Genomic DNA, 23,134 nt, shown 5'->3' on the forward strand with positions numbered 1-23,134 from the left:
TTCCCGCTTCATAGTCACACGATTGGTGTGCTGTTAGTAATTTAATTACCCGGAACGAGAAGGATATATACGAAAATCCGGATTAGGTGAATAGGTAAGGGAAACCCCAAAAGCAAGCCGAGTGATTTTTCGGCTTGCTTTTGGGGTTTGGGATCATTTATTTGGTATAAACCATGGTTAACTACTTCAAAAATGCGACTGCAATAGCACATATATCGACTACTTTGTTTTGATTAAGCTGGCGGAATGCTTTGCGGGTTGTTAAATACATTACTCGGATCGTATTTCGCCTTTACTTTCCTCAATCTGGCGTAGTTCTTTCCATAATAGACCGATCCTGAATTTTTTATGCCCTGATCCGGAACGTTAATGTAGGACCCCACGATATAAGGCTGCAGCTTCTTCCTGGTGTTCCGGGCTAAGGCAATATTTCTAGCCGCATGGGATGGCTTCACCCATGAGCTGTTCCATTCGACATAGAACTTCGCTTTTCGCCAGTAGAATGCGGTGGATTTAGGTGCGATACGACTTATGGCGCCACCCCAGTTGAGGAAGAAAAATCCGGCTGGAGTCCCTCCTTCTGCTTTTTCTAGAAACTCGCGCATGATTTTAAAGGCTTTATCCGGGAATGGGCGTCTGCCGAAGCTGCTGGAGAACTGATTGCTATATCTTTGAGTAAGAACTGGATCGGGAGCTAGCAGAAATTTCGTAGCTTCCGTGTATGGTAGGAATCGGATGGTTTTTTGAGTAGGTGTCCCCACGCTAAGAATAGGTTCCAATTGGCGAAGGGCTTCGCTTTTTGATCCAAGGTACAGTCCCAACATACTGACGTTTCCGCCTTTTTTGGGACCGACGTTTAATTCGCTGCCCAACTTGGTGCTGGCGTTAGGAGCCCATATTTGCCATTTTTTCACGACTTTTTCGAATTGTGCCCAAGGCCAGGTGATGCTGAATACGGTAGCTTTGGCTGGTGCTCGCAATACTTTGAATTTATATTTGGTGTATACGCCGAAGTTGCCGCCACCGCCGCCGCGGGAAGCCCATAGGAGATCGGAGTTTCGTTTTTTGTTTGCCCGAATGATTCTTCCCTTAGCGTCAACCATCTCAAGCTCGAGTAAATTATCGCTGATGAGGCCAATCGTCCTTTGCAGCGGGCCAATTCCCCCGCCAAGCGTAATTCCGCCGATGCCAACCGTCGGACTGTCACCAAATGGTGCAATATAGCCTTGGCGCGCCAGCGTATCAACGATCCTACCTACCCGATTCCCTGTTTCGACGACAACGGTGCCGCTTTTTTTATTCAGCTTGATTTTCTTCATCTCGCTTACGTCGATGACTATGCCTCCATTGACCTGTGAAAGGTTGGTCTCTAGGGCATGCCTTCCGCTTCGCGGGCGAATAGGGACATTATTTTTCCGGGCCCATCTTATGGCGTTTGCTACATCCTGCGTTCTTTGAGCGAACACAAAAACTTTGGGAAATCTGTCCGTATGAGGATCCCAATTCTTGCGAGCCGACTCATAACCTGGATCCCCCCTAAAAATCACTCGCCCTGTAAGCTTAATGTCTGATTTCACCGAGCTATCCAACTCCTTAATCATTAGTGAGCATTCTTTGCTTCAACAAATTAGGCAGGTACCATATAACGTATGAGGAAGCTCAATGTCCCGTATGGGCTGGAGCTGATAAGGCTTTTAAATACTGTTCTACATCCTGCTCTATCGAAATCTGCATTAAAAAAAAAGCCTGGTGAACCAGGCTCTTCTAAGAATACTATATAGCAGCTTACTCTATGTTACGCCCCGACATGTACCGGAAGATTGAAAGCAGGCCAGCTCTTTATTTGTGTTACCTTGTAGTGAAAATCTGAAAGGTAATTCCGAACTTATCCGTAACCATTGCGTAAGCTGGGCTAAAATACATTTCTTGCAGTGGCGTAATCACTTGACCTCCTTGTTGTAAAGCCTCATAAAAGTGTTCTGATTTTTCAATATCGTTTGTCGTAATACAAATGCTCAACCGATCTCCCGGCTGCGTTTGCTGACCAGGTTCCGTATCGGCTACAAACATCTCAATTTCCCCGATCCTTAAGACGGAGTGAGCCACTCTATCCTTTACATCTGACGGCATGGCGTTCTGGATACTCTCAGGTGCCTGTCCAAATGTTTGCTTTGACAAGACTTTAGCATCCAATGCTTTTTCGTAAAATGCAATCGCTTCATTGGCGTTTCCGTTCAGCATAATGTAGGGAATGAAATGTAACTTCATTTCTAAACAGCTCCTTTAGCTTCATTTTTTGGATTCTACTTACTTCCTCTTGTAGCTTCATCTAACATGCCTAAGCGCATTTAGGCTTTGAACCTATTATGATTGATAATAGTGACAGTTATTGTCATAAATATAAAAAATGCCGGGACGTTTACAGCTTCCAGCGTAAAATGAGAAAAAGTCGCGGATTCCGCGACTTCTTTTGCATACTGTTGATTGTGGTCTCGTGGCGAATGCCACGGCTTGTCGTATTTAGCTATGACAATATTTCAATATAGCCTTCGGACCCATGTACGCGAATGCGCTGCCCGTCCTTTATCCGTTTGGTAGCATTCTCAACGCCGACAACGGCCGGTAAGCCATATTCACGCGCGATAACGGCTCCATGGGTCATCAGGCCGCCCACTTCGGTGACCAGTCCTTTGATGGATACAAACAATGGCGTCCAGCTAGGGTCTGTAAAGGAGGTGACTAAAATATCCCCCTCATCCAGATCGGCGTCTTCCATGTTTAAGATGACGCGTGCGCGTCCCTCGATAACGCCGGAGGAAACGGCTAGACCTGCAATTGCTCCGACAGGAAGATTTTCTCGGTTGTAAGCCCCTGTGATGATTTCACCCTCCGATGTGATGAGACGCGGCGGCGTTAATTTTTCATATACTTTGTACTCGTCTTTTCGTTTGCTGATCATCTGTCTGGTCGCAAGCTTCGCTTGCTGCTCGACCATGGAACCCGGATTATCCAGTTTATTTGTGCGTACGACCTCGTAAAGCTCTTCAAAAGTGAGATAATATATATCTTCCTTATCATGAATAACGCCCGCTTGCACGAGCCGTTCAGCTTCTTTCAGCAAAGCCTGCTTATAAACGAAGTACCGACTCACCATGCCGTATTTGGGATATTCGCGGTAGCCGATGAAATTCCGGATGAGGTCGATCTTTCGTTTGGTTTCTTTGGCTTTTTGTTCACCATCCGGCAATTGTTTCAATCGCTCTAATAGTTCTTCTTCTTTTTTCAAAGCTTCCTGTTGCCCATTCTCAAACTTCCGAACACTTTCATTCGGTTCAAAGTTTTTGATGTTGCCCAGGATCAAAGGGATAAGCGTACTTGGTTTTTCACTCCAACGAGTTCTGGTGATATCGATTTCTCCCGCACATCGCATGCCATATTTGTCGAGAAAATCAAGGATCGCGTAAAGGGATTCCTGTCCACCATCCAACTTAACCAGTTCATCCAAAAAGTTGTCATCTTTGACATGCTGTAAGTAATCAATGACTTTCGGATGAGGACGGACTGCATCTGCGACATCGAGCAGCGCTAAACCCATTTCCGAAGTAATATTATGGGGCACAGATTGAGAAAGCGTGTCGGCAGCGTTTTTTTCACCTAACCACTCGTTCATTTTTTCATTGATCCATGATGAAGCATTCATGGCAGCCATAAACACAGACGAACTTTGGGGGTCAAATAAGATCTTCTTCAGTTCCTGGATATCTTCCAATATAAAATCAAATAAATCGGATCCGGATTTCGTTTGGATGGTTTGTTTCAACACTTCGATCGATGATTGAGTGCGTTTCATTAAATCAGAAACGATTGTCGGATCGTTTTCGAATTGTGGTTGAGCACCGGCAGGCGGCATAACTTTATTGCTCTTACTGGGACTCGTTTCTTTTTTATCGTTTGGTAATGGTTTTATGAAATCTCGATCTATTATGGTCATAAGTGCGTCTTTTAAGAGCGGATCGTGTTGTCCCATGCCATTCAGTAAAGATTCTCTGCTCTCAGGTGATGCCAGATGATGTGTGACATCAACAAACAACCTTCCGCCGGCTGTACGCATGGGTGCAGGAGTCGTTAGCAGGAAAAAAGACAATCCCAGTGGTTTCATGGGATCCGTCATCATTTGTTGATGACCAACAGAGATATAGACGTGGTTTTCTTGATCGCTCGCTTCAGGAATCGGATATAAAGTCGTGATTGGCCGACTCTGAACGATATAAAAGGTATCCTGGGCCAAACACCATTCGATATCTTGGGGCTGGCCAAAATGAGCCTCAATCTGTCTTCCGATGCGTGCCAGTTGTAAAATTTGCTCATCCGTAAGAGTTTGTGACGTTTGCTGATCGGGATCGATTTGCTTTGTTTCTGTTCCGCCTTCTTTTCGTCCGTAGATTGCCAATGTTTTAGCGGCTATCCGCTTCTCGATGATTTCTCCTTCCCGTACTTTGTAACCATCGGCAGATACCAAGCCAGAGACCAGCGCTTCTCCAAGTCCGAAACCGGCATCGATGGATAGCAGATTTCGGTTAGAAGTCATCGGATCTGCGGTGAATAATATCCCTGAAGCCTCTGGGAAAACCATCCTTTGAACGACTACGGATAAATAAACTTGACGATGGTCAAATCCGTTTTGCATACGATAGATCACCGCGCGATCTGTAAACAAGGAAGCCCAGCATTTGCTGATATGCTGCATGATGGCATCGACGCCGATGATGTTTAGATAGGTGTCTTGTTGACCCGCAAAAGAGGCATGCGGTAAATCTTCAGCAGTTGCACTGGATCGAACGGCATATGCCTGTTCCTTGCCAAACCTGGAGAGATAGCGAGTTACTGCTGTCACTACATCGGATGGAATTTCTAACTCCATGATGGTTTGTCTGATCTTCCTGCTAATTTCAACAATTTGATCTCGATCCTCTGCTGATAGCATGGTTAGTCGATTGAGCATAGATTGATACGTTTCGTTTTGTTCGATGGCTCGTTGATATCCTATGGTTGTCACGCAAAATCCTTCGGGAACTCGTATTCCTGCAATTTTTGATAATTCCCCTAAGTGGAGCCCTTTTCCGCCAACGAGCCCAAGCTGCTTTTTGTCCATTTCCTGAAAATCGAGAACCAACGAACGCATTCAACATCTCTCCTAACCATTAATTTGAGAAAAAACATTTGACAAGAGTTTCTCAGCATGATACACTTAGATTGTAAGATAAGATAATTATGTCCATACATCAAATCTCAGTCGTGATCTGATTATATCATCGCGTCTGTTTATATGCAATAAAAAAGAATCTGATGAAACTGCCAGGTTCTTTTTTTAGTTTCGCTACTATTGTTCTTGTCATCAGGCTAAGATGTCTCGCTTCTTCCGACCCAGCTACATCTTGCCCAAAGTTTAAAAGGTCAGGTAAGCCGCTGGCATGTTAGCTACTTAGATCTAAAAGCGCTTCTCGGCACGTGGAGTACATCTCACAGCACTACTGAGGTTGATTCTAATCGATGCATTGGCCGCAGCAATCTTAGCGCCACCCATTTTCGTCGCACGTTTCAGGCAAATAAAAAGAGCTGCGTATTATCGCTGCTCTTTTTATGTATTAAAATTGGCTGGAATCCTCCACTTGCGCTTTTGCTTACTTCAGTATTCCCCTTTTATGACAAAGAACGAACCCCGAATGGTTCCAGCTAGTTTAGACTTCTGCCTAGCAAATTTAAACTTCCCTTCTAACTCCTGCGGTACCTCCATCCCCTCAGAAAGCTTAAAACCGACGGCACGCTTCTTCGGGTCATCAATCGTATACATGACATTGACCGCAAGACCATCCTCATAAAATACGAAAGCCCATTTGATATTTTCCACTTGGAAACGAGATGTTTCTAATGGGTTGGCCGCAAACTCGATATCACGTTCTTCTTTCAAAATCCGGTTCACATAGTCGAGGGTTTCCTGGCTTTCGTCGGCTGGTACGACGGTGAATTCATGCTTATATTTGTTCATAAAGTAACGGGCTTCATTCGCTCGTAAACCAGCAAGAGCTTCTACTACGGGTGAAGACTCTAAACCCACCGTAGACACCGTTTTAAAATCAACGATATTGGACATGTTCATCCCTCCTAAAAGTTTGGTGAGCGTTAGTTCATGGACCTACTTCGAGCAAAGATTACATCGAAACATTCACTCATTTCCTGACAACAGGGATCCACAACTCACCAAATACCAACCCGTCTCGCTGTCCCATCTCTACCGTTGCATTTGGCCCGCCTACATAGGCAAAATTCTGAGCTTCCGGCAAGACTTGTCCGAAGGCAATGCCAGTAAGTTTATTACTCAACTCATCTGCCGTGTTCCCTTCCCCTTTTACTACGAGGTATTCCCCTTTAGGAAACTGAATAACCCTAGTTGCCTCGGGTAGAGATGTCTCTGTCATGACGCCAGCATAATACATCATCTTGTTATTCACCGCTTCGTTTACGGCAAAAATGTAGTCATTTGCGGCAACAGCCTTTAACGTATCAAGGCTTCCATCTTGTTTCACTGCTTCCCAAAAGTCTGCCTTCTCCTTGTTTATGCCAGCATAGTCTGTGTAATCGCTCTGAAGCTCAGTCCCAATTCCCAAAACGATAAAGCTGTCTTTTTCCTCAAGCGTATAATTTGTCATATTCAATCCCTACCTCTTTTTTTATTTTTATCAAATGATTTGTCTTTTCACTTGATGGGTTTATAATAACCTTAAATCATGTCAAAAAATGATACTGTTTAAAGGAGAACCGATGAAAAAAGTTGAACGGATCAATATCATTATGCGGTATATCAACAACCGTGCCCACTTTACCATTTCTGAAATCATGCAGGAATTTAACATTTCTCGTTCGACAGCGATTCGAGATATTAGAGAAATTGAAGCCATGGGGATGCCGCTTGTCGCTGAAGTTGGGAGGGATGGGGGTTATTTTGTCATGAACAACTCTGTCCTGCCCACAGTCCGCTTTACCGATAATGAAATTAAAGCTCTGTTTATAGCCTTTATGGCCACAAGAAATCAACAACTCCCTTATCTGAAGAGTCGTCAATCTTTAGCAGAAAAATTGCTAGGTCTCATCTCGGAAAACCAGCAAGATGACCTTGTTCTGTTAAATCAAATTTTGCTTTTTGAAGGGACTAACCCTCATAATCCAGACCTGCTTGATCTGTCTGACCTGCCCCACCCGATGTTAGAAAAACTCATCCAGATCCTTCTGGTGGACCGGTATCTATTGGTTTCCGTCAAGGAAGAGAAGATCATAAAGTCTTATCCCATTTATCTCTTGCATCTTTATCGTGAAAAAAGCCTATGGCAAATCGAAGGTTTTGACTTAGAGGATGGGAAGAGGCGGATTATTCCTGTCGACAATCTCACCGACGTACAACCATACCCCGTGAAGAAAAGAATAAGTAAGAAAAAGATTCTAGAGCAACTAAGTAAGCAGGAAGAGATCATCAATCTTGTCCTTGATCTTGGCCCAAAGGCGATTGCTCAGTTCAAAAAATACCATCCTTTAAAAGTTTCAATTTCTTATACGAATCCATACCAAACCACCGCCACTTTAAAGACATTTATCAATGTTCTTCATTCGGAAGAATTAACCGAAATGACCAATTGGCTGCTTTTCCTAGGTGGAGATATTAAGATCAGGGAAATACCGGATGAAGTCGTTTCAGGTTTAAAAGAACGATTAAGCCACTACTGTCCGTAGGTTTTGCCTTTGGAAACATCCACTACTAAGGTACTCTTCCCATTGTCTTTGATCGTAAGGTATATTCCGGTCCCAGCCGTTCGATTACTCGATCCAATTGTCTGGTTAGATAAGGCGAAACGACACCAATGCCGGCCGTTGCTTCTAACAAGGAAAAAGTTTGCCCACCCCACGGGCCTTGTGGATCAAAGACTTGTCTACCGATTCGCAAACCATCTGCTGCCATTGATGTATTCAAGCGTTCCAATCCTTCATGAATTAACCCAACCGGAAGCAGTTTGTTCCTACGCCGAGACCATTCTGCTAAGAAGGACATGCCGCGCAATATATCATATTCAAAAAACCTCGGAAAGCAAGGTTTCAGCCAATCGGTATCGATGACATTCCCATTTTGTTTAGAACAAACAAGTCGATGCTCAATTAAATAACGTGCACCTTCGTCTAAGAAAACAGCTTCCTGTTCAGTGAATTCCCGATCAGTATGCCGTAAGATAGCTTCAAGCGGAGGCAATGTTGAGACAACAGAGCTTTTTTTAGAACGAGTATAAGCATCAGGATCGCAATTCAGTCCGCCATCAGGAAGCTGATGCTTTAAGAGCCATTCACGAATCCAAGGCAGTTCCTTGTCCAAATCACAGCCATACCCCATTAGAATCATATAGAATACGGCAAGTTCACAATGGCAGCAATCCAACTTCATCTTATCACTTTCACTTGTTGGATGATCATCGGCGGATATAATAAAAGTTGGCCAGACCTGGGTTTTGAGAAGGTGTATCGCTCTTTCAATAGCGGACTGGGGGATTCGTTTCACTTCTCCCATTTCATAAAGAGCAGCCATATGCCACCAAGCTCCATCCCATTTTCGACGAGTGTACTCGCCGTGAGCCATCGTAAAATGCGGTGCAAATTCAAGAAACTGAATAGATTCTTCAATGGCCAAACGAATAGTTTGATTATTTTCCATCTAGTATCTCCTTTTTTAAACCTCGCGAAGTATTGTTATAGACATGTTGAACAGCCTTAGCAAGTAAATTCCTTGATATGTGCACTAACAACTTATTCACCTGCCTTTCTTATTAGCGGCGGCGTAATAGGACTCCATAATATTTCTGAAGAATGAAGACCGAGAGATCGCTCGTTCTTCACACTCACGATCAATTTCTTCCCAAATATCTTTTGTCAGAGTCAATGATATCTTCTTTGTTATGCCGATTCCCTTTCTTCCTGCCCCCTCGCGAGGCCCTCCACGATCAAAGACGAAGCCGAGCTGACCGTCTTTTTTAGAAAGACCGATCTTGAATTGTTCATCCTCCACTGCCAAGTCACCCCATTGAATTGAGTTACTTAAATCAATAATACATATTCATATTTTATCATAGATTTCTATTTACTGCCAATTAGAAATATCAAAATAGTTGTCTTCTAACAAGCTGCTGGATACCGAAATCATCAGGAATAACCCTTGATAAATCATAAAATCAATGTGAAACTGGACTTTAGTCGAGGTCCCCTCCCTTCCGCAGTCTGTTTCGAATCACGGAGTTAATCGTTACAATATAGCTAAGTATTTTTGAGGAGCGAATGATCATGAATTACGAACATAAAGTACAAAGGGAAATTGCCGACTGGGAACAGAAAATGTTCAAACCGCCGGGATGGCTGGAAAAGACATCGAAAACCATTGGCAATCGAATCAATCATTTGATTCCCCCGAAGGTGCACAGCATTATTACGACCACCATACGATCGATCGTGCGCACAGCGTTGTTCGGTGCGGAATATACGCCTAGCCGTCCGGTTCAGCATACGCTGGAACTGGAGACTGCCGATCAAGAAGCGAAAGAGTTATTTGCCCTGTACCAGAAAATTGCGGTTGCCGAAGGCGCTGGAACGGGTGCTGGCGGCATTATGTTTAGCATGGTAGACTTTCCAGCTTTAATTGCGATCAAAATGAAATTTTTGTTCGAGCTGGCCCATGTTTACGGTTACGACACCAAACACTTCTCCGAACGGGTGTTCATTCTCAAGGTATTTCAAATGACCTTTTCAGGGCAGGAAAACCGTGCGAGGTTGCTCCATTCCATCAAACATTGGCATATGGAAAAGGAACAATGGCTCTCTGACGCAGAATACGCCCAGAATATGGACTGGGAGACATTTCAGATCGAGTATCGCGACGCCATGGACTTTCGGAAGATGCTGCAGATGGTTCCTGGGATCGGCGCTGTCGCGGGCGCGTGGGCCAATTACACCATTCTCGAGGAGCTGCGCGAATCCGCCATGAACGCTTATCGCCTCCGCAGATTACACGATGATTTCGTGGATTTGGGTTAATCCTCTCTATATCGCCATATGCATATCCAAGAACGTTGCTTGAACAAAAACAAAGGCAGTTAATCCGCAGATTAGCTGCCTTTAGGTTTGCCTTGAACCCACATCCGATATCACGAACCCAATACCCGTTTTTAGCTAAAATTCTTTTTAGTGCTCTATGCATGTTTTGGTCATGATAAGGTCCTTCTGTTCTTCATCACCCATATAGAAAGAATGGGTTCCTGTTTGAACAAACCCCCTATTCTTATAAAAAGCAATGGCATTTTCATTTCGTTCCCAAACGCCTAGCCAGACCCTCTTTTTATTTCGTTCCATCGCGATCTCCATGGCTTTATTCAGCAGGAACTTGCCAAGCCCAAATTTTTGATATATGCCCTTAATATATATCCTCTCGATTTCAAGCGAATCATTGCCCATCATTTCAGTTTGGGCATCATGGGTGTTGACCTTTAAATACCCGGCGATTTCCCCACTAGAATAAATAAAATAGAACTCCGAAGAGCTATTGCAAATCTCTTTTTCTAATTGGTTTAAGTTAAATGCTCTTTCTAAATAGGCTTTCATATTTTCAGGTGAATTTTGACCTTTAAATGTCTCATTAAACGTCTCAACACTAATGTCTTGAAGTAAGCAAAGGTCCTCTAACGTGCACTTCCTTATTTTTAGAGTCAATGGGTTTCTCCTCCATTTAGTAATTCAATATAATCTCTTATTGCCCTTTTTTACAAACTCCCAGTCTTTTTCAACGTTCTTTCTGACTCTTTGTAGCAGATTAAACATGACTTCTGCTTCACTTTCGGAAAATCCCTCTAATGCAACCGTATACGAGTAATCATGTTCTCTTTTTATAAAAGGATACACATGTTTCCCTTTCTCCGTTGGAAAGAGTTTTTTGATTTTTCTATTATGTTGATCTTCTTTCTTCTCAATAAAGCCATGAAGTTCAAGCTTTTTGATAGCACGGGCTGCAGTTGTTCGATCTACTTTTATCATCTCAGCTAACTTCTCTTGAATGATTCCTGGGTTTTCACATACTCGCACAAGGTACAGATACTGTCCTTTCGTCAGGTCATATTCTTTAAATTCTATATTGCTAATCGAATCTAATGCCCTTGCGATCATTCCAATTTCACGAAGAATTCCTTTCATACATTGACTCCCTCGTTTTCATTTATATTGTAAATGCAATAAAACGCATGTTTATTTTAATATAACAATGTTGTATTTGCAATAAAACAAATGACCACTTCAATGAAATGTCCTGATTCATCGAAATGGTCATTAGATTTAAGCTGCACTCGAGGACCTAAACCCGAGCAAGCTTATCCGGGTTCCGTACGGCATACATTCTGGCAAGCTTTCCGTGCCGGAGTTGTATGCATATCGCCGCCAAAATTTCGTTCCCCGAACGGATGACGAAGCCGGTCTCACCGTTAAGAGGTGCGGGCTCGAGGTGAAGTTTCCCTTGTATGCTTTGGAACCCGTCGAGCAAGACTCGGGCCACATAATCGCGCGTTTGTATGGGGCGCTTGTACGCCAGGGCTTTACCGCCTCCGTCGGCAACGAACATGACGTCTTCGGTAAGCAGTGACAACAAATGATCGATATTCCCTTGATCGAGGGACACGAGGAAACGGTTTATCCATTCCTTTTCATCTGCGTCGTTCTTTACGGGCTCCTTCTCGGAAACCCCCATCTTGCTTCTTGCCCGGCTCATCATCTTCCGGCAATTCGCCTCTCGCTTCCCGATCAGATCGGCAATTTCTGCATATTCGAAGCCAAGTGCTTCACGCAAAACGAAAACCGCCCGCTCTGACGGGGACAGCCGCTCGAGCAGTACGAGCATGGCGTAAGATAGCAGATCGAAGCGGACAACGGTTGCTTCGATGGTATCCGCCTCAGGCGTCCGAATCGGTTCAGGGAGCCAGGGACCAACGTAAATTTCGCGTCTCTTCCGTGCTGATTTTTGCTGATTAAGGCAGTGGTTGGTTACCATTCTGCACAAATATGCCTTCGGCTCCTCCAAACGCTCGGGTTGTACGTCGTGCGCCTTAACAAACACGTCCTGCACCGCATCTTCCGCATCTGCCACAGAGCCTGTTAATTGATAGGCCAGCGTGAATAGGAGCGCTTTATATTGATCGTACAGTTCTTCCACTTCGTCTTCTCACCTTCTCTTATCTGCAAGCTAGATCTCTTCTTTCTATAGAAGTTTACTGCCTGCTTTCCATGCAATATTCCTGAATTTCCATGCAAGTTTTCCGGTTATAATCAGGTTGACCCCCCGTTTGCGTCCCCACACCAACCCGCGGTTTTTCCCAAGTCCAATGCAGAAAAAATCTAAGGGAACCTTCTTGTGAACCGGAGCGGGGCGTCCCTCCAAATCGGCCATAACGATTTTCCCCAATCGTTCTCCCTGTAGGCCGCCTTCTTTGCACGTCATTTGATCTGCGATGTCGTTTCTCGGATCGACGATTCTCGTACAGTCGCCGATGCTGTATACACCCGTTGCCCCTTGCACGCGATAGGATCCATCCACTAGAACTTGACCGTCCGGAGTAAGCGGCAAGCCCATACTGCGAAGGTCCGGATTCGGAATCAGACCAATCGTCCATATACACAGGCCAACCGGCAGACGATCACCATTGCTGACCGTCACCACGCCTGCTTCCTCTCTTAGCGCCTTACGATTATGAAGCACGGTCACTCCGCATTTGTTAAGCGTCAATTCCAGCTTATGTCCCACTTTCTCGGGTGCTTCTGGGAATAACCGCTCCCGCGCATTCAGTAAATAGACAGCGACTTCGGACGAATCAAGTCCCAGTAAAGCTGCTTCCTTCTGCATCTCTAGCGCCAGCTCAGCCGATGTCTCAATGCCACTGATACCCGCTCCCGCAACTGCGACGCTCATCAGTCGCTTACGTTCCTTAACATCTGTCTCGTGAACAGATTGCCGTAGATTGGCGCGCCAGCGCTCCCGGATGACTGCTGCGGTTTGCTGATCGGTTAAAGAAATGCCTCCCCGATCAGGATCAGGGCGCCGAAAGACGCTACCGACCGCTACAACTAAAAGATCATAAGGAATCCAGGCCTCATCTCCATGCGCATCCTTATATTGAATCTGCTTCCCCCCGCTATCCACGGACGCAACCGTTCCTTGCACGAATTCGACTCCTTCTGAAAAACTATAATGCGTCCAAGGAATCATAATCACTTCCTCACCTACGGCCGGACGGAACAACAGTATTTTGCGCACATGACCGGGCTGCTTGTCAAACAGAACAAACCGAATCCGCCGTCCATTCGTCATGTTCCGGGTTGTTTCTTTTATCGCTTTAAGCGCTGAAAGCCCTGCATGGCCGCCTCCAATAATGATGCATGTCAAGTCGTTCATCATTCCTCAGCTCCTTTGCATTTTGCACATAAAACAATATAGGGTGCTGATTTGTGACATTTCCGACGGCGATTCTTTAAGATCCGGGTTAGAGCGCCTCCCCAATCTGGGAAAGCCCCGTTCTATTTCAGAGTAAGTTTTAAAGCGGGACGCACGCCGTCACGGGAGAGACTGACATTCGCATAGCTGCGAATACTGCAGCTTGGACCGACAAAAAACGCACGCGAAGGCTTGTTTCCTTGTGTTCGCAGCCACCACCAGGAACAGCCGACTTCTTCGCCGTTTCTGATGATGTAGTTATCCTGGTTTGTTTTATCGTATACATATAAGCTGCATCCATCGTATTTTTTCGATTTGGCAAAATCCGTTCCAACGGCACGCCGTAACTCCTTTCCGTGAATCTCCGATAACTCCTTGATCTCTGTAACGCTAAGCAAAAAAACTTTATCCTCCGTATCCGGGCTGCCATCTCCGTTGTCCGAACAATGCGACGTCTTTATGAATTTTTTTTCTGTCGCATTAAATGCGGTGTTGTAGAATTCATCGTTCAGCCACTTGCGCAAATCACAATCATGCCACGTAATATCCACGCTATCACGCCACTTCGTATCCACGCTTTCGCCGTGATACCGCCTGCAGTCCAAAATGTACTCGCTCAACAGGAACAGCTCTCTTCCTGAATTTTGCAGCACCCTCCACAGGATCGGGGAATTGTCTGCACCGTCAGAAGACTGCGGGTAAGTGCCGAAGGTAATGAAGCCGCCAGCCTTTGCGCTTCGGGACGGGTGGGAAGCAAAATGATCCATTCTCAAAAAGATCTCCTCCTTTACGTATCTAGTTGGATTGTACAACATGGATGCAAGTGCTAAGTTAAAGTCGGTACACCCTTGATCCTTCCCATTTCAATTTATAATAGCTTAGCTAGGTACTTTAATGTTTGTTTCTAAGGCTTGTGGGCGTTGAATTTGTTTGATGCCCATGAATTCCACCTCAGTTATGGCTTGTCCTCCGACAATCCTATTTGTTATGGTATACGTAGTCCTACGCTTGATGTTGATTAGGAGAGCACAAAAATGCCGTTAAACTTACGGCATTTTTATATGTTATAGGTTGGAGGAGTTAGGGATGAGAAGTAGACAGGAAGCCATCGATTACTGCTTGAGCTTGGACCATTCGTATGAGGATCAACCATTTCGTGATAAAAATTGGACCGTGGTTCGACATAAAGATACAAATAAAGTTTTTGCGTGGATTTTTGAAAAAGAGGATCATATTTGGATCAATGTAAAGTGTGAATCCGGCATGATGGAGTTCTTACGGCAGGCATACACTGCAGTAGTCCCGGCCTTTCATCTTAATAAAGACCATTGGAATTCGATTATTCTTGACGGCACCGTACCTGAAGAAGAAATCCGTGAAATGATCAAACAAAGCTATGTTTTAACTAAGGCGTCTTCTCGAGATTAACATCGTTAACTGCATTCCTATCCAAATGATAAATGAGCTGCACGACCCCGGAGGAGAACGTTTTTGTATTCACCATCTTTAAATTCAACCTTTGCTTGATATCCATAAACAACGGTTTTCCTTCTCCCAGGATGACAGGGTGAACCGATAATCTGAATTCATCAACCAGCCCTAACTGAATAAAGGTTGTAATAAGGCTTGCTCCCCCATATAACCAGATGTCTTTACCCGGCTTATTCTTTAATGCATTTACTTCTTCAAGGATATGATCATTGATGTATGTCGCTTTATGATCGCTCCCTGTTTGCGTCCTGGAGAACACATATTTTTCTTTACTGTGAACGTTTGACCATAATTCTTGCTCAGCATCCGACGGATCCATATCCGGCGTGAACCGCCCCCATAAATCATAACTTTTTCTTCCATACATTATCGTATCGATTTGATTTAAAAAATCCGCAAACCCCATCTCAGGGTCCATAATGCACCAATCTACTTCCCCACTCTTCCCTTCAATAAAACCATCCAACGTAACGGCTAAATCTAAAATGATTTTACGTTTCACGATTTGTAGCTCCTTTCGGGATATATCACTCAGTGTAAATTATAATTATGTCATCTTATGTCTTATATCATAAATGTATTTTATCTGCCCGTTAGCTTAAAAAAGACAACCGATCATAATGATCGGCTGCCTTCTTCTGTCATGATTAAACTTTGGTTCTCTGATAATACAATGACAGCTCGTAACTCGTACGTTACAATGCTAGACGGTAAAGTAAATCCACTTTAGAAACCGCCTCTGGAATGAATAATTTGTCCGGTAATCCATTGTGAATCTTCACTTGCTAGAAAAGCGATCAGACGGGCCGCATCTTCGGGAAGACCAATCCTCCCCATCGGAAATCTCGGAAGCAGGGCTGTTTTCACCTCTTCGGACATCCAGCCCGAATCGGTAGGACCGGGATCGATAGCGTTCACAGTGATATGAAGCGGAGCCAGCTCTGCAGCCAATGATTCGGTATAAACGGAGATGGCTCCTTTCGTTGCAGCATAGATGAGATTACCGGGCATTGGGCCTTTTCCTTGTCCAGAGGTAAGATTAATGATTCTTCCGCCGGGTAACCCGTCGTTATGTGCACGTTGCTCTGACTCAAGCATACGAGCGAATTCGGCACATAGCATGAAAGTCCCTCTAATGTTTACAGCACAATGGGCATCGATAAGAGCTTCATTTAATTGACGAAAATCGGCATCGACGCTATACGTAGCATTATTGACAAGGATTGTCGGAAGACCGATCGTAGTTCGGACTTCTTGCAGCAGTTTGACAGCCGAACCGGAATCGGCTAAGTCCAAATTCATATGTGCGGCTTGAACGCCCAACTGGCGAAGTTCGTCGGCAAATAAATTTGGCCAACTCTTGTCTGCGTCATTTGGATATATTGTTTTATCATAGTCATATAGATGAGTGTAGAATAAATCGGCACCTTCGCGAGCCAATGTCCGGCATATCGCGGCTCCGATTCCCCCCGGACGGCTTACGCCAGTTACGATGGCAATTTTCCCTTGCAGTCTCTTCAAGATTAGAAATACCTCCTACGGTTAAGAGAAGACAAGAGAATCGTTCATCATGGGAGATGAATTGCTTCCGCTGCCTTAACCAAAAAAAGCGGATACATCAAGTATTCGCGCAGCGGATGAAATAAACGGTCTCTCGCATCCCTCGAAATGGTTGAGGATGGCATGATTCACCAAACCTATGGCAATTAGCCAAGGTCGAATCACGCGATCACCTACAATCAAACCATTACAAGGAAGTCCACATTGGAATACGAGTCCCCTTTCCTTCATCTCCAAGAACAGATTACAAAATATAACCAGAACAAGTCAAGGAAGATATCCAAAGTATAGTACCTTAATTGAACGTATCTGACAGTTAGTTTAACAACAGCCTGAAATCACAGCCGCAACCGAACGGCAACAAAAAGAGCGGGAGGCTCCTCCCGCTCTAACTACGTTAATCCATGAACATGATATAACTGATCTTTATTCTGATTCTTAAGAAGCTTCCCGGCTTTTGACCAGGTAGTTGTAGATCAGCTCTGCTGCCATTGCCCGATCGGTAACGGACTTCGGTGACAGCTTGCCTCCACCTGTGCCTTGAATCAATTCGGCATCCAGCATGAAGTCCATCGCTTCCTTCGCATAACCGGATACGTCTTTCGCATCGGTATAGCGTTCGATGTTATCATCTCCACCCGGCAACTCGCTACCGGCCGATTCCATGATCGCATGGAGCATGACGACCATATCCTGACGCGTGATCGAGTCCTCCGGTCTGAACCGGTTATCTCCCGTTCCATGGACCAGTCCCAGCTTCTTCGCTGCGGATAAATACGGCGTATAGTACCGGCTGCCCGCGTCGGCAAAATTACTGTCATCATCCGTATTCTCCGGTTTGATGCCGAAGGCGTTCATGGCCATGACCAGAAAATCGGCCCGGCTGATCTCCTTCTGCGGGAGATACTGACCTCCCCCTGTCCCCTTAACTATGTCTCGGGCAGAGAGGAAATGTACGGCGTCTGCATACCAGCTGCCCGGTTCTACATCCCGATAGTATACTTGCTTATATGCGACTGCATACGTGCCAAGCTTGTCCGTCTCGAAAGTCAAGGTACGAGTATTGGCATTGTAATATCCGTTCAGCACAGCAGATACGGAGCCCATCGCATCGACTTCCCACGCGACTAACTGATCCGCTCGTTCGTCAGCCTTGGCTTCATAATGGAGCGATACCGTTACAGGGGTGCCGCTTCCCGGCCATTCCACCGTCTTGCCATCGATTTGCAGCAGCAACTCGACGACCGGTCTGTTCCCAATCCCGGCAAGTCGGTCCGCGGAAAGCCCGCTTCGATTACCCGGCCGAATTACGAGGCTCGTCAACTGCCCTGCTTCCGACAGACGGTTCAGCATATCGGAAGGCAGCTTCACGGTTGCCTGCGGTGTAACGATCTCGATCCGTTCCCGCGTGTGATTGCGGTTCAATGAAGCTGACGGGACCTGGATGACGATTTCACCGTTGAAAGACCGGGCACTTTCGTCCAGTTGTATCGTCACGGTCTTGATTCCGCGCGAGTTCGCTGCGACGCTGTCGAAGGCACGGCTGAGCTCTGCTTCGCCGATCGCTACCTGAGCCTTCTGACCGTTTATGGCGACCTCCGCCGTAATCGTTCCCGGTCTGGAAGGTCCGGTGGTCGGCAGCGTTCCTCCTGGCTTGCTTTGACCCGGATGATTACTGTTGCCTCCGTTATTGCCGTTGTTTCCGTTGTTGCCATTGTTGCCGTTATTTCCGTTATTTCCGTTATTTCCGTTGTTGCCGCCGCCCCCATTGTTTCCGCCTCCGTCATTCCCGCCGCCCGGAGGAGACGTTTTCTTCGAGGTCGTAAAGCGATAGATTGGGCTAAGCTGCTTGGCGCCGAATTCATCGGTAATATCCATATACCAGTAATACGTCTCACCGGCTTCGCGTCCATTCCATACGGTAGAGGCGATTTCCCCGGACTTCACGTCCTTTTGCTCGCCAATCAGTGTATCTTTGTACACGTTAACCGCAAAATAATCGGTTGCCACCCGTTTTTGAATGTCCCTGAACGCAAACGGCTCGGTAAAATCCTCGATGGCATCATCAAAGAAATTATAATCGTCTAAGTAAGGTGAATACGTATCCACGTCCAGCGTACCGGAGGTTGGATCGAATTTCAGCAGGCGCAGATACCCGTTGCCTCCGTTCGGTCCTCCCTGATAGTCCGCCAGCATTTCGATGACCTGCCTTGTCGATCCGTCCGGATGCGTCACCGTCTTCACGACCCGGTTCGCAGCATGATAATGTCCGCTTAGCACCAGCTGTACGTTTTTGTTCGGCGCGATGACCTGGTCATAAACGCTCTGCGCCATATTGGACAAGGTGCCGTTGCTCTCCAGATATGCATGCATGCCGACGATCGCAATGCGGTCCGCATGCTTCTTCAGCGCCTCGTTGGCCCAAGCGATCGTCTCTGGCGTGTCCTCTAGTCCAAAGCCGATATACAGGAAAATAAAGTCATGGCCTCCAAACGACACGAGGTCGTAATGGTTGCGGTTGTTATCCATTTCCCCGCCATACCAAGGATTGTTCTTATACCGGTCGGCCCCGACATACTTACCGTAGTAGGAGTAATCCACACCATCAATGATGACGTCGTGATTGCCCGCGAGTACACCATACGGTACGCCCGCTTCATCCAGCTTCTTCAAGTTGCGGTCGGCTACCACCCACTGCTTCTCGTCGTCAGCCACGTTCACAATGTCGCCGGTATGGATCACATAACTGAACAAGCCCTTCTTATATTCTTCTGCGATCCAATCGCCCAGTTTATCGAATATGTCCGGGTACGATTCCGCGTAATACTGCGTGTCCGTAAACCACAAAATGTTGAACGGCGCATTCGCGCTCTTCACTTCATCCTGAACCATGGCCTGGATTTTGTCGTTTCGCACGTAACGCTTAGGATCCACTTCTGCTGTCAGGGTAATGTCGGATTCGGCTTCATCACCGGTGGCCGACTTTAGCGCGGTCCACTTGCCCGTCTCATAATCCCATGCATACAGCGTCACGATGCGTCCAGGAAGCGTACGTCCTTGCCAGTGCAGCTCTACCGTATCCTGTTCCGACCATGCTTCGTCCAGTTGGACTTCGAATCGATGATATGGGAAGCCGGATTCCGTATCCGTAACAAGATACTCCCCGTCAGGGTAAGCAACTTTGTCGGCCTCCTCCTTGCCGATTCCCTTTTCGCCGTCCGGCGCCAGTACAAGCGGCGGCTCCCGGTCTGCAACGTTGATATGGCCTTTGATCCCGTCTTCACGGGCAAAATCGTATTTATCCCCTTCCAAGAAGCGAACGTCCATCGAGTCCCCGCTCGGATCGCTGAGTCGCGCTCTCAGGCTCGGATTCAACCCTGTGTTCTCCGCGAAATCGGCTGGGGAAACTTCGCCAGGAAGAAGAGGTATCTCGTCTTCAATTATGAAGTTACGGGAGATGTCCGCCGAATTGCCTGCTCCGTCGAGTACGGTCACTTTTAGAATATGCTCGCCCGGTGCAAGCAGCGCGGAAGACGTTTCGTAAGGAAGTGAGATTGGCTCGCCATCAAGCTCCGCCGTAATGTCGGTCACGCCGCTTAGATGGTCCGATGCGACCACATCCAGCGTGAACGCCCCTTTGAGCTGCATGGCGTCGGTCAACAACTGCCCTTCCCCATACGATATTCCTTCAATCTCGGGAGCGGTATTGTCCACAGTCACGTCGATGGACTGGAAGGCTTGTCCGTTCATTGACATGCTTAGAGGATACACCCCATCCTTTACGGAAGCGGTGTCGAGCTCTGCATATCTTGCCGTGAACTTGTCCTGCGGAATCGGAAAATGGAAATCGCTGATCATCGGCTTGTTCGGGTTGCTGCCGTAATCCGCATCTCCGAAACCGTAATACGTATCCTCCCGATAATTCACGGTCGACTGTCCGAGATTGCCCAGGTAGTTCAGCACCTTATCCGGTTTGACTACCGAACCGTCCGGGAGCACGAGATGGAGATTCATCACTTCGAAATCGTCATGATTGTTCTTGCCGAATACCTTGTCGTGATCTTTGAGTTGATACGGCGCATTCTCATTCCCGGTATGGACGGAAACAGTCGTTCCGGTCACGAAGAGGTCGGGAGCCATATCGAACATCGACCATGCGCCGTCGATATATTTGGGCAGTATGCGCCCGAAAAATTCCGTCTCTCCGCTTGCATTGAGTGCGCTTGCCGACGCTTGATAGATCTGATCGATCCCCCGGGTCTGCATGCCCAGCTTTACCTTGCCCGTCAGCGCCTTGCGAAGCGGCAGCGGATTGCCGTCGAAGCGAACTTCGATATCGTCCTCGGCGCGGGAGCCGTAAGCGTAGAAGGATGCCTTCCCGCTCAGCATGCTGCCTTTGGCTAAGGATAACCCCGGATCCGGCAGCTCCGTCCCCGTGCTTTCTTCGTTAACTGTCAGAAGCCCGCCTCTGGAGTTATATGGGACCCGCGTGCGGTTGCCGTTTCCGTCGACTGCATCGATGATATAACGATAGGCTCCGATTTCATTCAGCGTGATCGAGCCTTGGTAGACATAACGTCCATTATCCTGGGACGCAAGCGTCAGCGCATGTTTATCCGTAAAAGCCGTCGGCTCCTCGGAGGCTGCTCCAATCAACACCTCGGCGGAAGCAAGTGGCTCGTCGCTAGTGACGGTAACTGCATATGCCTGACCCTTGCCCAAATTATAGGCGGTCTGCTCATGCTCGAGCGTCGGGGCTATCATGTCGACGCCTGTTACCGGCGGCACCTGCCCCGGATCAATGCTGCCAGGATTGGCGTACATCCGGTTATCCAATCTTCTCATGGTCGTCCCTGCATCCGGATAGGCATATCGAACGACTGCATTACGTACGTCGTTGACCAGCCTGTCCGGGCTGTCCGGCGTGCTGGGATCATACCAGGCCTGTACGATGTACGAATGGGCTTGTCCCGGCGCGGACAGAGCAAGCCCGCGATGCAGGGAATTCGGAAGATTGAAATCCGAAGCTTTCGAATTATCGTAGAAAATAATGTCGTTATCGTTCAGTGTGCTGTTAAAGTGCAGGTTGAAGTCGGCCGTCGTTGTGTATCCTTTGCCGTTGGCCACGGCTTCCTTCGCGAACCAGATGACGGCCGAGCTGTAAGGCTCGATTGCGGTATGATCCGGGATCATCCAACTCTTAGGTGCCGTCTGACTCGGGTACAGATACCAGAGCGTATAATCCTTAAGGTCCAATACCTGATTCGAATTATTGTAGATTTCAACGTATTCGTACTGGTTGCCGCTTCCCCACCGGTAATCCCCGGCCGGATTCGGCAGAAGTTCAGTAATCAGGATGCGCGGAACGGTCCCGCCGGCAGCTCCTCCGGTTAAAGCCGTTTCATAATCGGCGGATCTCGCCTGCTGAATTCCATCCGCTGCCTCGATATAATACTGCAGCTTCTCCCCGATCAACTGATCGGCCGGAATGACCGCATCAAATTGATCACTGCCGCGACCGACCATGTCGATCATGCTGTAGGGGCTGCTGACGGCCGTTTTGTAATACAGCTTTACTTTTAGCGCATCGCCGTCTGCGTCATAGACACTTGAGCTTACGGTCAGCGGCTGCGTCCGATCGGCCGAAGTAACCGGCGTGTGACTGATATCAGGTACACGATTGTCAGGCGGCGATAGCTGCCCCGGATCGATGATTCCGGCGGAAGGCGCAGCTTCCCGGGCGTAAGGAATCATTCCTGTACCGCCGGCAGGCGGCTGAAGATGCACGCTCTTGCCGTCGCCGACATCCTCGGCGGTATAATAGAAGCCGCTGATCACGGCGGCGTCATCGCCTTTTCGGGTTATGTATAAGCCGCGGTCCGTGTTGTTGAGGCCGTCCTGTCCCCGAAGCTTGAATACCGGCACATGGCCGGGAACCGAGTGATACTGACGAAAATCGGATTCGGTCAATGCGGCGGCCGCCCCGGATATGGACGAGCTTGTCCGTTCCACCCAGAGCACAGCCGGGCTGTCTGCCGGGATGACCACCCCATCCGGATTGCCGTAGACCGTGTCCGTCACCGTCAACGTCTTCACGCCCGTATTATAGTCGTAACGAATGTTGAACTCGTCATTAAACGAGATCGGTGCTCCCGAATGATTATAAAGCTCAACATATTCGAACAGATCGGCCCCGCCCGCGCCCTCGATTGTTTGCTGATTCGACCGGTCATCGGGATAAACTTCCGAGATAAATACGGGCATCGCTCCCGATGGCGCAGCATAGGCCGGGGTACTTGCAAGTGCAAGCTCAAATAAGCTGCTGCCGATCAGTATGCCGGATAATAAGCCGGCGATCCATTTTCGCTTCATGTGCTCCTCCTTTATGCTTTTATCCTCTAAAATCCTAAAGCATAAAGGTCAAGCGGATATCAAACGAAATCGCATGTTTCGTAAACGAAAGTAAGGGGAACGTTTAATCATACATGGAAACAAATTGCAGCATCATTATACCCATCCTTTTTCTGAATG

At 47.0% G+C, this 23,134-nt stretch carries 18 protein-coding genes; 3 read left to right on the top strand and 15 right to left on the bottom strand.

The features are described 5' to 3' along the window. Positions 1-233: 233 nt before the first annotated feature. The 5 genes from BJP58_RS04720 to BJP58_RS04740 all read right to left on the bottom strand — a co-directional run bounded on the left by BJP58_RS04720 (position 234) and on the right by BJP58_RS04740 (position 6,707). Entirely contained in the window at positions 234-1,601 is a 1,368-nt protein-coding gene (locus BJP58_RS04720) for an FAD-binding oxidoreductase (RefSeq protein WP_194543000.1), read from the bottom strand. A 247-nt stretch (positions 1,602-1,848) separates the two neighbouring features. Then, complete coding sequence (locus tag BJP58_RS04725) at positions 1,849-2,268, bottom strand: VOC family protein (RefSeq protein WP_194543001.1); 420 nt, start codon at positions 2,266-2,268, stop codon at positions 1,849-1,851. A 256-nt stretch (positions 2,269-2,524) separates the two neighbouring features. After that, entirely contained in the window at positions 2,525-5,182 is a 2,658-nt protein-coding gene (ppsA, locus tag BJP58_RS04730; RefSeq protein WP_194543002.1) for a phosphoenolpyruvate synthase, read from the bottom strand. Positions 5,183-5,686: 504 nt separating this feature from the next. Further along, positions 5,687-6,151, bottom strand: coding sequence for a phage tail protein (locus BJP58_RS04735; RefSeq protein ID WP_194543003.1), 465 nt, complete (start codon positions 6,149-6,151; stop codon positions 5,687-5,689). Between the two features lie 76 nt (positions 6,152-6,227). Continuing rightward, positions 6,228-6,707, bottom strand: a complete 480-nt coding sequence (locus tag BJP58_RS04740; protein ID WP_071218938.1) for a GyrI-like domain-containing protein — start codon at positions 6,705-6,707, stop codon at positions 6,228-6,230. 112 nt (positions 6,708-6,819) lie between these two features. On the opposite strand from BJP58_RS04740, the gene BJP58_RS04745 reads away from it, so the two are divergent. Then, positions 6,820-7,782: a helix-turn-helix transcriptional regulator gene (locus tag BJP58_RS04745; RefSeq protein WP_194543004.1), complete on the top strand. Its 963-nt coding sequence runs from the start codon at positions 6,820-6,822 to the stop codon at positions 7,780-7,782. A gap of 25 nt (positions 7,783-7,807) precedes the next feature. Here the strand turns inward: BJP58_RS04745 and BJP58_RS04750 are convergent, their stop codons facing one another. Both BJP58_RS04750 and BJP58_RS04755 read right to left on the bottom strand, forming a co-directional pair. Beyond that, positions 7,808-8,749: a hypothetical protein gene (locus tag BJP58_RS04750; RefSeq protein WP_194543005.1), complete on the bottom strand. Its 942-nt coding sequence runs from the start codon at positions 8,747-8,749 to the stop codon at positions 7,808-7,810. A 96-nt stretch (positions 8,750-8,845) separates the two neighbouring features. Next, on the bottom strand, positions 8,846-9,100 hold the full coding sequence (locus BJP58_RS04755) for a hypothetical protein (protein WP_194543006.1): 255 nt from the start codon (positions 9,098-9,100) through the stop codon (positions 8,846-8,848). A 272-nt stretch (positions 9,101-9,372) separates the two neighbouring features. Between BJP58_RS04755 and BJP58_RS04760 the strand changes: the two genes are divergently transcribed. Beyond that, positions 9,373-10,119: an EcsC family protein gene (locus tag BJP58_RS04760; RefSeq protein WP_194543007.1), complete on the top strand. Its 747-nt coding sequence runs from the start codon at positions 9,373-9,375 to the stop codon at positions 10,117-10,119. Positions 10,120-10,266: 147 nt separating this feature from the next. On the opposite strand, the gene BJP58_RS04765 is transcribed toward BJP58_RS04760, so the two are convergent. The 5 genes from BJP58_RS04765 to BJP58_RS04785 form a co-directional block, all read right to left on the bottom strand. Then, entirely contained in the window at positions 10,267-10,791 is a 525-nt protein-coding gene (locus BJP58_RS04765) for a spermidine/spermine N(1)-acetyltransferase (RefSeq protein WP_194543008.1), read from the bottom strand. Between the two features lie 24 nt (positions 10,792-10,815). After that, positions 10,816-11,268 (bottom strand): MarR family winged helix-turn-helix transcriptional regulator, encoded by a 453-nt coding sequence (locus BJP58_RS04770; RefSeq protein WP_194543009.1) that lies wholly within the window; start codon positions 11,266-11,268, stop codon positions 10,816-10,818. 157 nt (positions 11,269-11,425) lie between these two features. Further along, positions 11,426-12,277 carry an RNA polymerase sigma factor SigJ gene (gene sigJ, locus BJP58_RS04775; RefSeq protein WP_194543010.1) on the bottom strand — a complete coding sequence of 284 codons (852 nt, stop codon included), beginning with the start codon at positions 12,275-12,277 and terminating at the stop codon, positions 11,426-11,428. Positions 12,278-12,322: 45 nt separating this feature from the next. Then, positions 12,323-13,513, bottom strand: coding sequence for an NAD(P)/FAD-dependent oxidoreductase (locus BJP58_RS04780; RefSeq protein WP_194544824.1), 1,191 nt, complete (start codon positions 13,511-13,513; stop codon positions 12,323-12,325). Positions 13,514-13,635: 122 nt separating this feature from the next. Further along, positions 13,636-14,319 (bottom strand): DUF6273 domain-containing protein, encoded by a 684-nt coding sequence (locus tag BJP58_RS04785; RefSeq protein ID WP_194544825.1) that lies wholly within the window; start codon positions 14,317-14,319, stop codon positions 13,636-13,638. 319 nt (positions 14,320-14,638) lie between these two features. On the opposite strand from BJP58_RS04785, the gene BJP58_RS04790 reads away from it, so the two are divergent. Beyond that, positions 14,639-14,980: an MmcQ/YjbR family DNA-binding protein gene (locus BJP58_RS04790; protein WP_194543011.1), complete on the top strand. Its 342-nt coding sequence runs from the start codon at positions 14,639-14,641 to the stop codon at positions 14,978-14,980. On the opposite strand, the gene BJP58_RS04795 is transcribed toward BJP58_RS04790, so the two are convergent. The 3 genes from BJP58_RS04795 to BJP58_RS04805 form a co-directional block, all read right to left on the bottom strand. Further along, positions 14,958-15,545, bottom strand: coding sequence for a dihydrofolate reductase family protein (locus BJP58_RS04795; protein ID WP_194543012.1), 588 nt, complete (start codon positions 15,543-15,545; stop codon positions 14,958-14,960). The genes BJP58_RS04790 and BJP58_RS04795 overlap by 23 nt on opposite strands. Positions 15,546-15,769: 224 nt before the next feature. After that, the gene (locus tag BJP58_RS04800) at positions 15,770-16,564 is read right to left on the bottom strand and encodes an SDR family oxidoreductase (protein ID WP_194543013.1); all 795 of its coding nucleotides are present in this window, start codon (positions 16,562-16,564) and stop codon (positions 15,770-15,772) included. 477 nt (positions 16,565-17,041) lie between these two features. After that, positions 17,042-22,975 carry an S-layer homology domain-containing protein gene (locus BJP58_RS04805; RefSeq protein WP_194543014.1) on the bottom strand — a complete coding sequence of 1,978 codons (5,934 nt, stop codon included), beginning with the start codon at positions 22,973-22,975 and terminating at the stop codon, positions 17,042-17,044. Positions 22,976-23,134 lie beyond the last annotated feature (159 nt).

It is taken from the genome of Paenibacillus sp. JZ16, assembly GCF_015326965.1.
GTDB lineage: Bacteria > Bacillota > Bacilli > Paenibacillales > Paenibacillaceae > Paenibacillus_AQ.

Excerpts from the sequence above, each read along its gene's own strand:
- BJP58_RS04720 (WP_194543000.1), bottom strand. The coding sequence starts at position 1,601 with ATGATTAAGGAGTTGGATAGCTCGGTGAAATCAGACATTAAGCTTACA.
- BJP58_RS04725 (WP_194543001.1), bottom strand. The coding sequence starts at position 2,268 with ATGAAGTTACATTTCATTCCCTACATTATGCTGAACGGAAACGCCAAT.
- ppsA (WP_194543002.1), bottom strand. The coding sequence starts at position 5,182 with ATGCGTTCGTTGGTTCTCGATTTTCAGGAAATGGACAAAAAGCAGCTT.
- BJP58_RS04735 (WP_194543003.1), bottom strand. The coding sequence starts at position 6,151 with ATGTCCAATATCGTTGATTTTAAAACGGTGTCTACGGTGGGTTTAGAG.
- BJP58_RS04740 (WP_071218938.1), bottom strand. The coding sequence starts at position 6,707 with ATGACAAATTATACGCTTGAGGAAAAAGACAGCTTTATCGTTTTGGGA.
- BJP58_RS04745 (WP_194543004.1), top strand. The coding sequence starts at position 6,820 with ATGAAAAAAGTTGAACGGATCAATATCATTATGCGGTATATCAACAAC.
- BJP58_RS04750 (WP_194543005.1), bottom strand. The coding sequence starts at position 8,749 with ATGGAAAATAATCAAACTATTCGTTTGGCCATTGAAGAATCTATTCAG.
- BJP58_RS04760 (WP_194543007.1), top strand. The coding sequence starts at position 9,373 with ATGAATTACGAACATAAAGTACAAAGGGAAATTGCCGACTGGGAACAG.
- BJP58_RS04770 (WP_194543009.1), bottom strand. The coding sequence starts at position 11,268 with ATGAAAGGAATTCTTCGTGAAATTGGAATGATCGCAAGGGCATTAGAT.
- BJP58_RS04780 (WP_194544824.1), bottom strand. The coding sequence starts at position 13,513 with ATGAACGACTTGACATGCATCATTATTGGAGGCGGCCATGCAGGGCTT.
- BJP58_RS04785 (WP_194544825.1), bottom strand. The coding sequence starts at position 14,319 with ATGGATCATTTTGCTTCCCACCCGTCCCGAAGCGCAAAGGCTGGCGGC.
- BJP58_RS04790 (WP_194543011.1), top strand. The coding sequence starts at position 14,639 with ATGAGAAGTAGACAGGAAGCCATCGATTACTGCTTGAGCTTGGACCAT.
- BJP58_RS04805 (WP_194543014.1), bottom strand. The coding sequence starts at position 22,975 with ATGAAGCGAAAATGGATCGCCGGCTTATTATCCGGCATACTGATCGGC.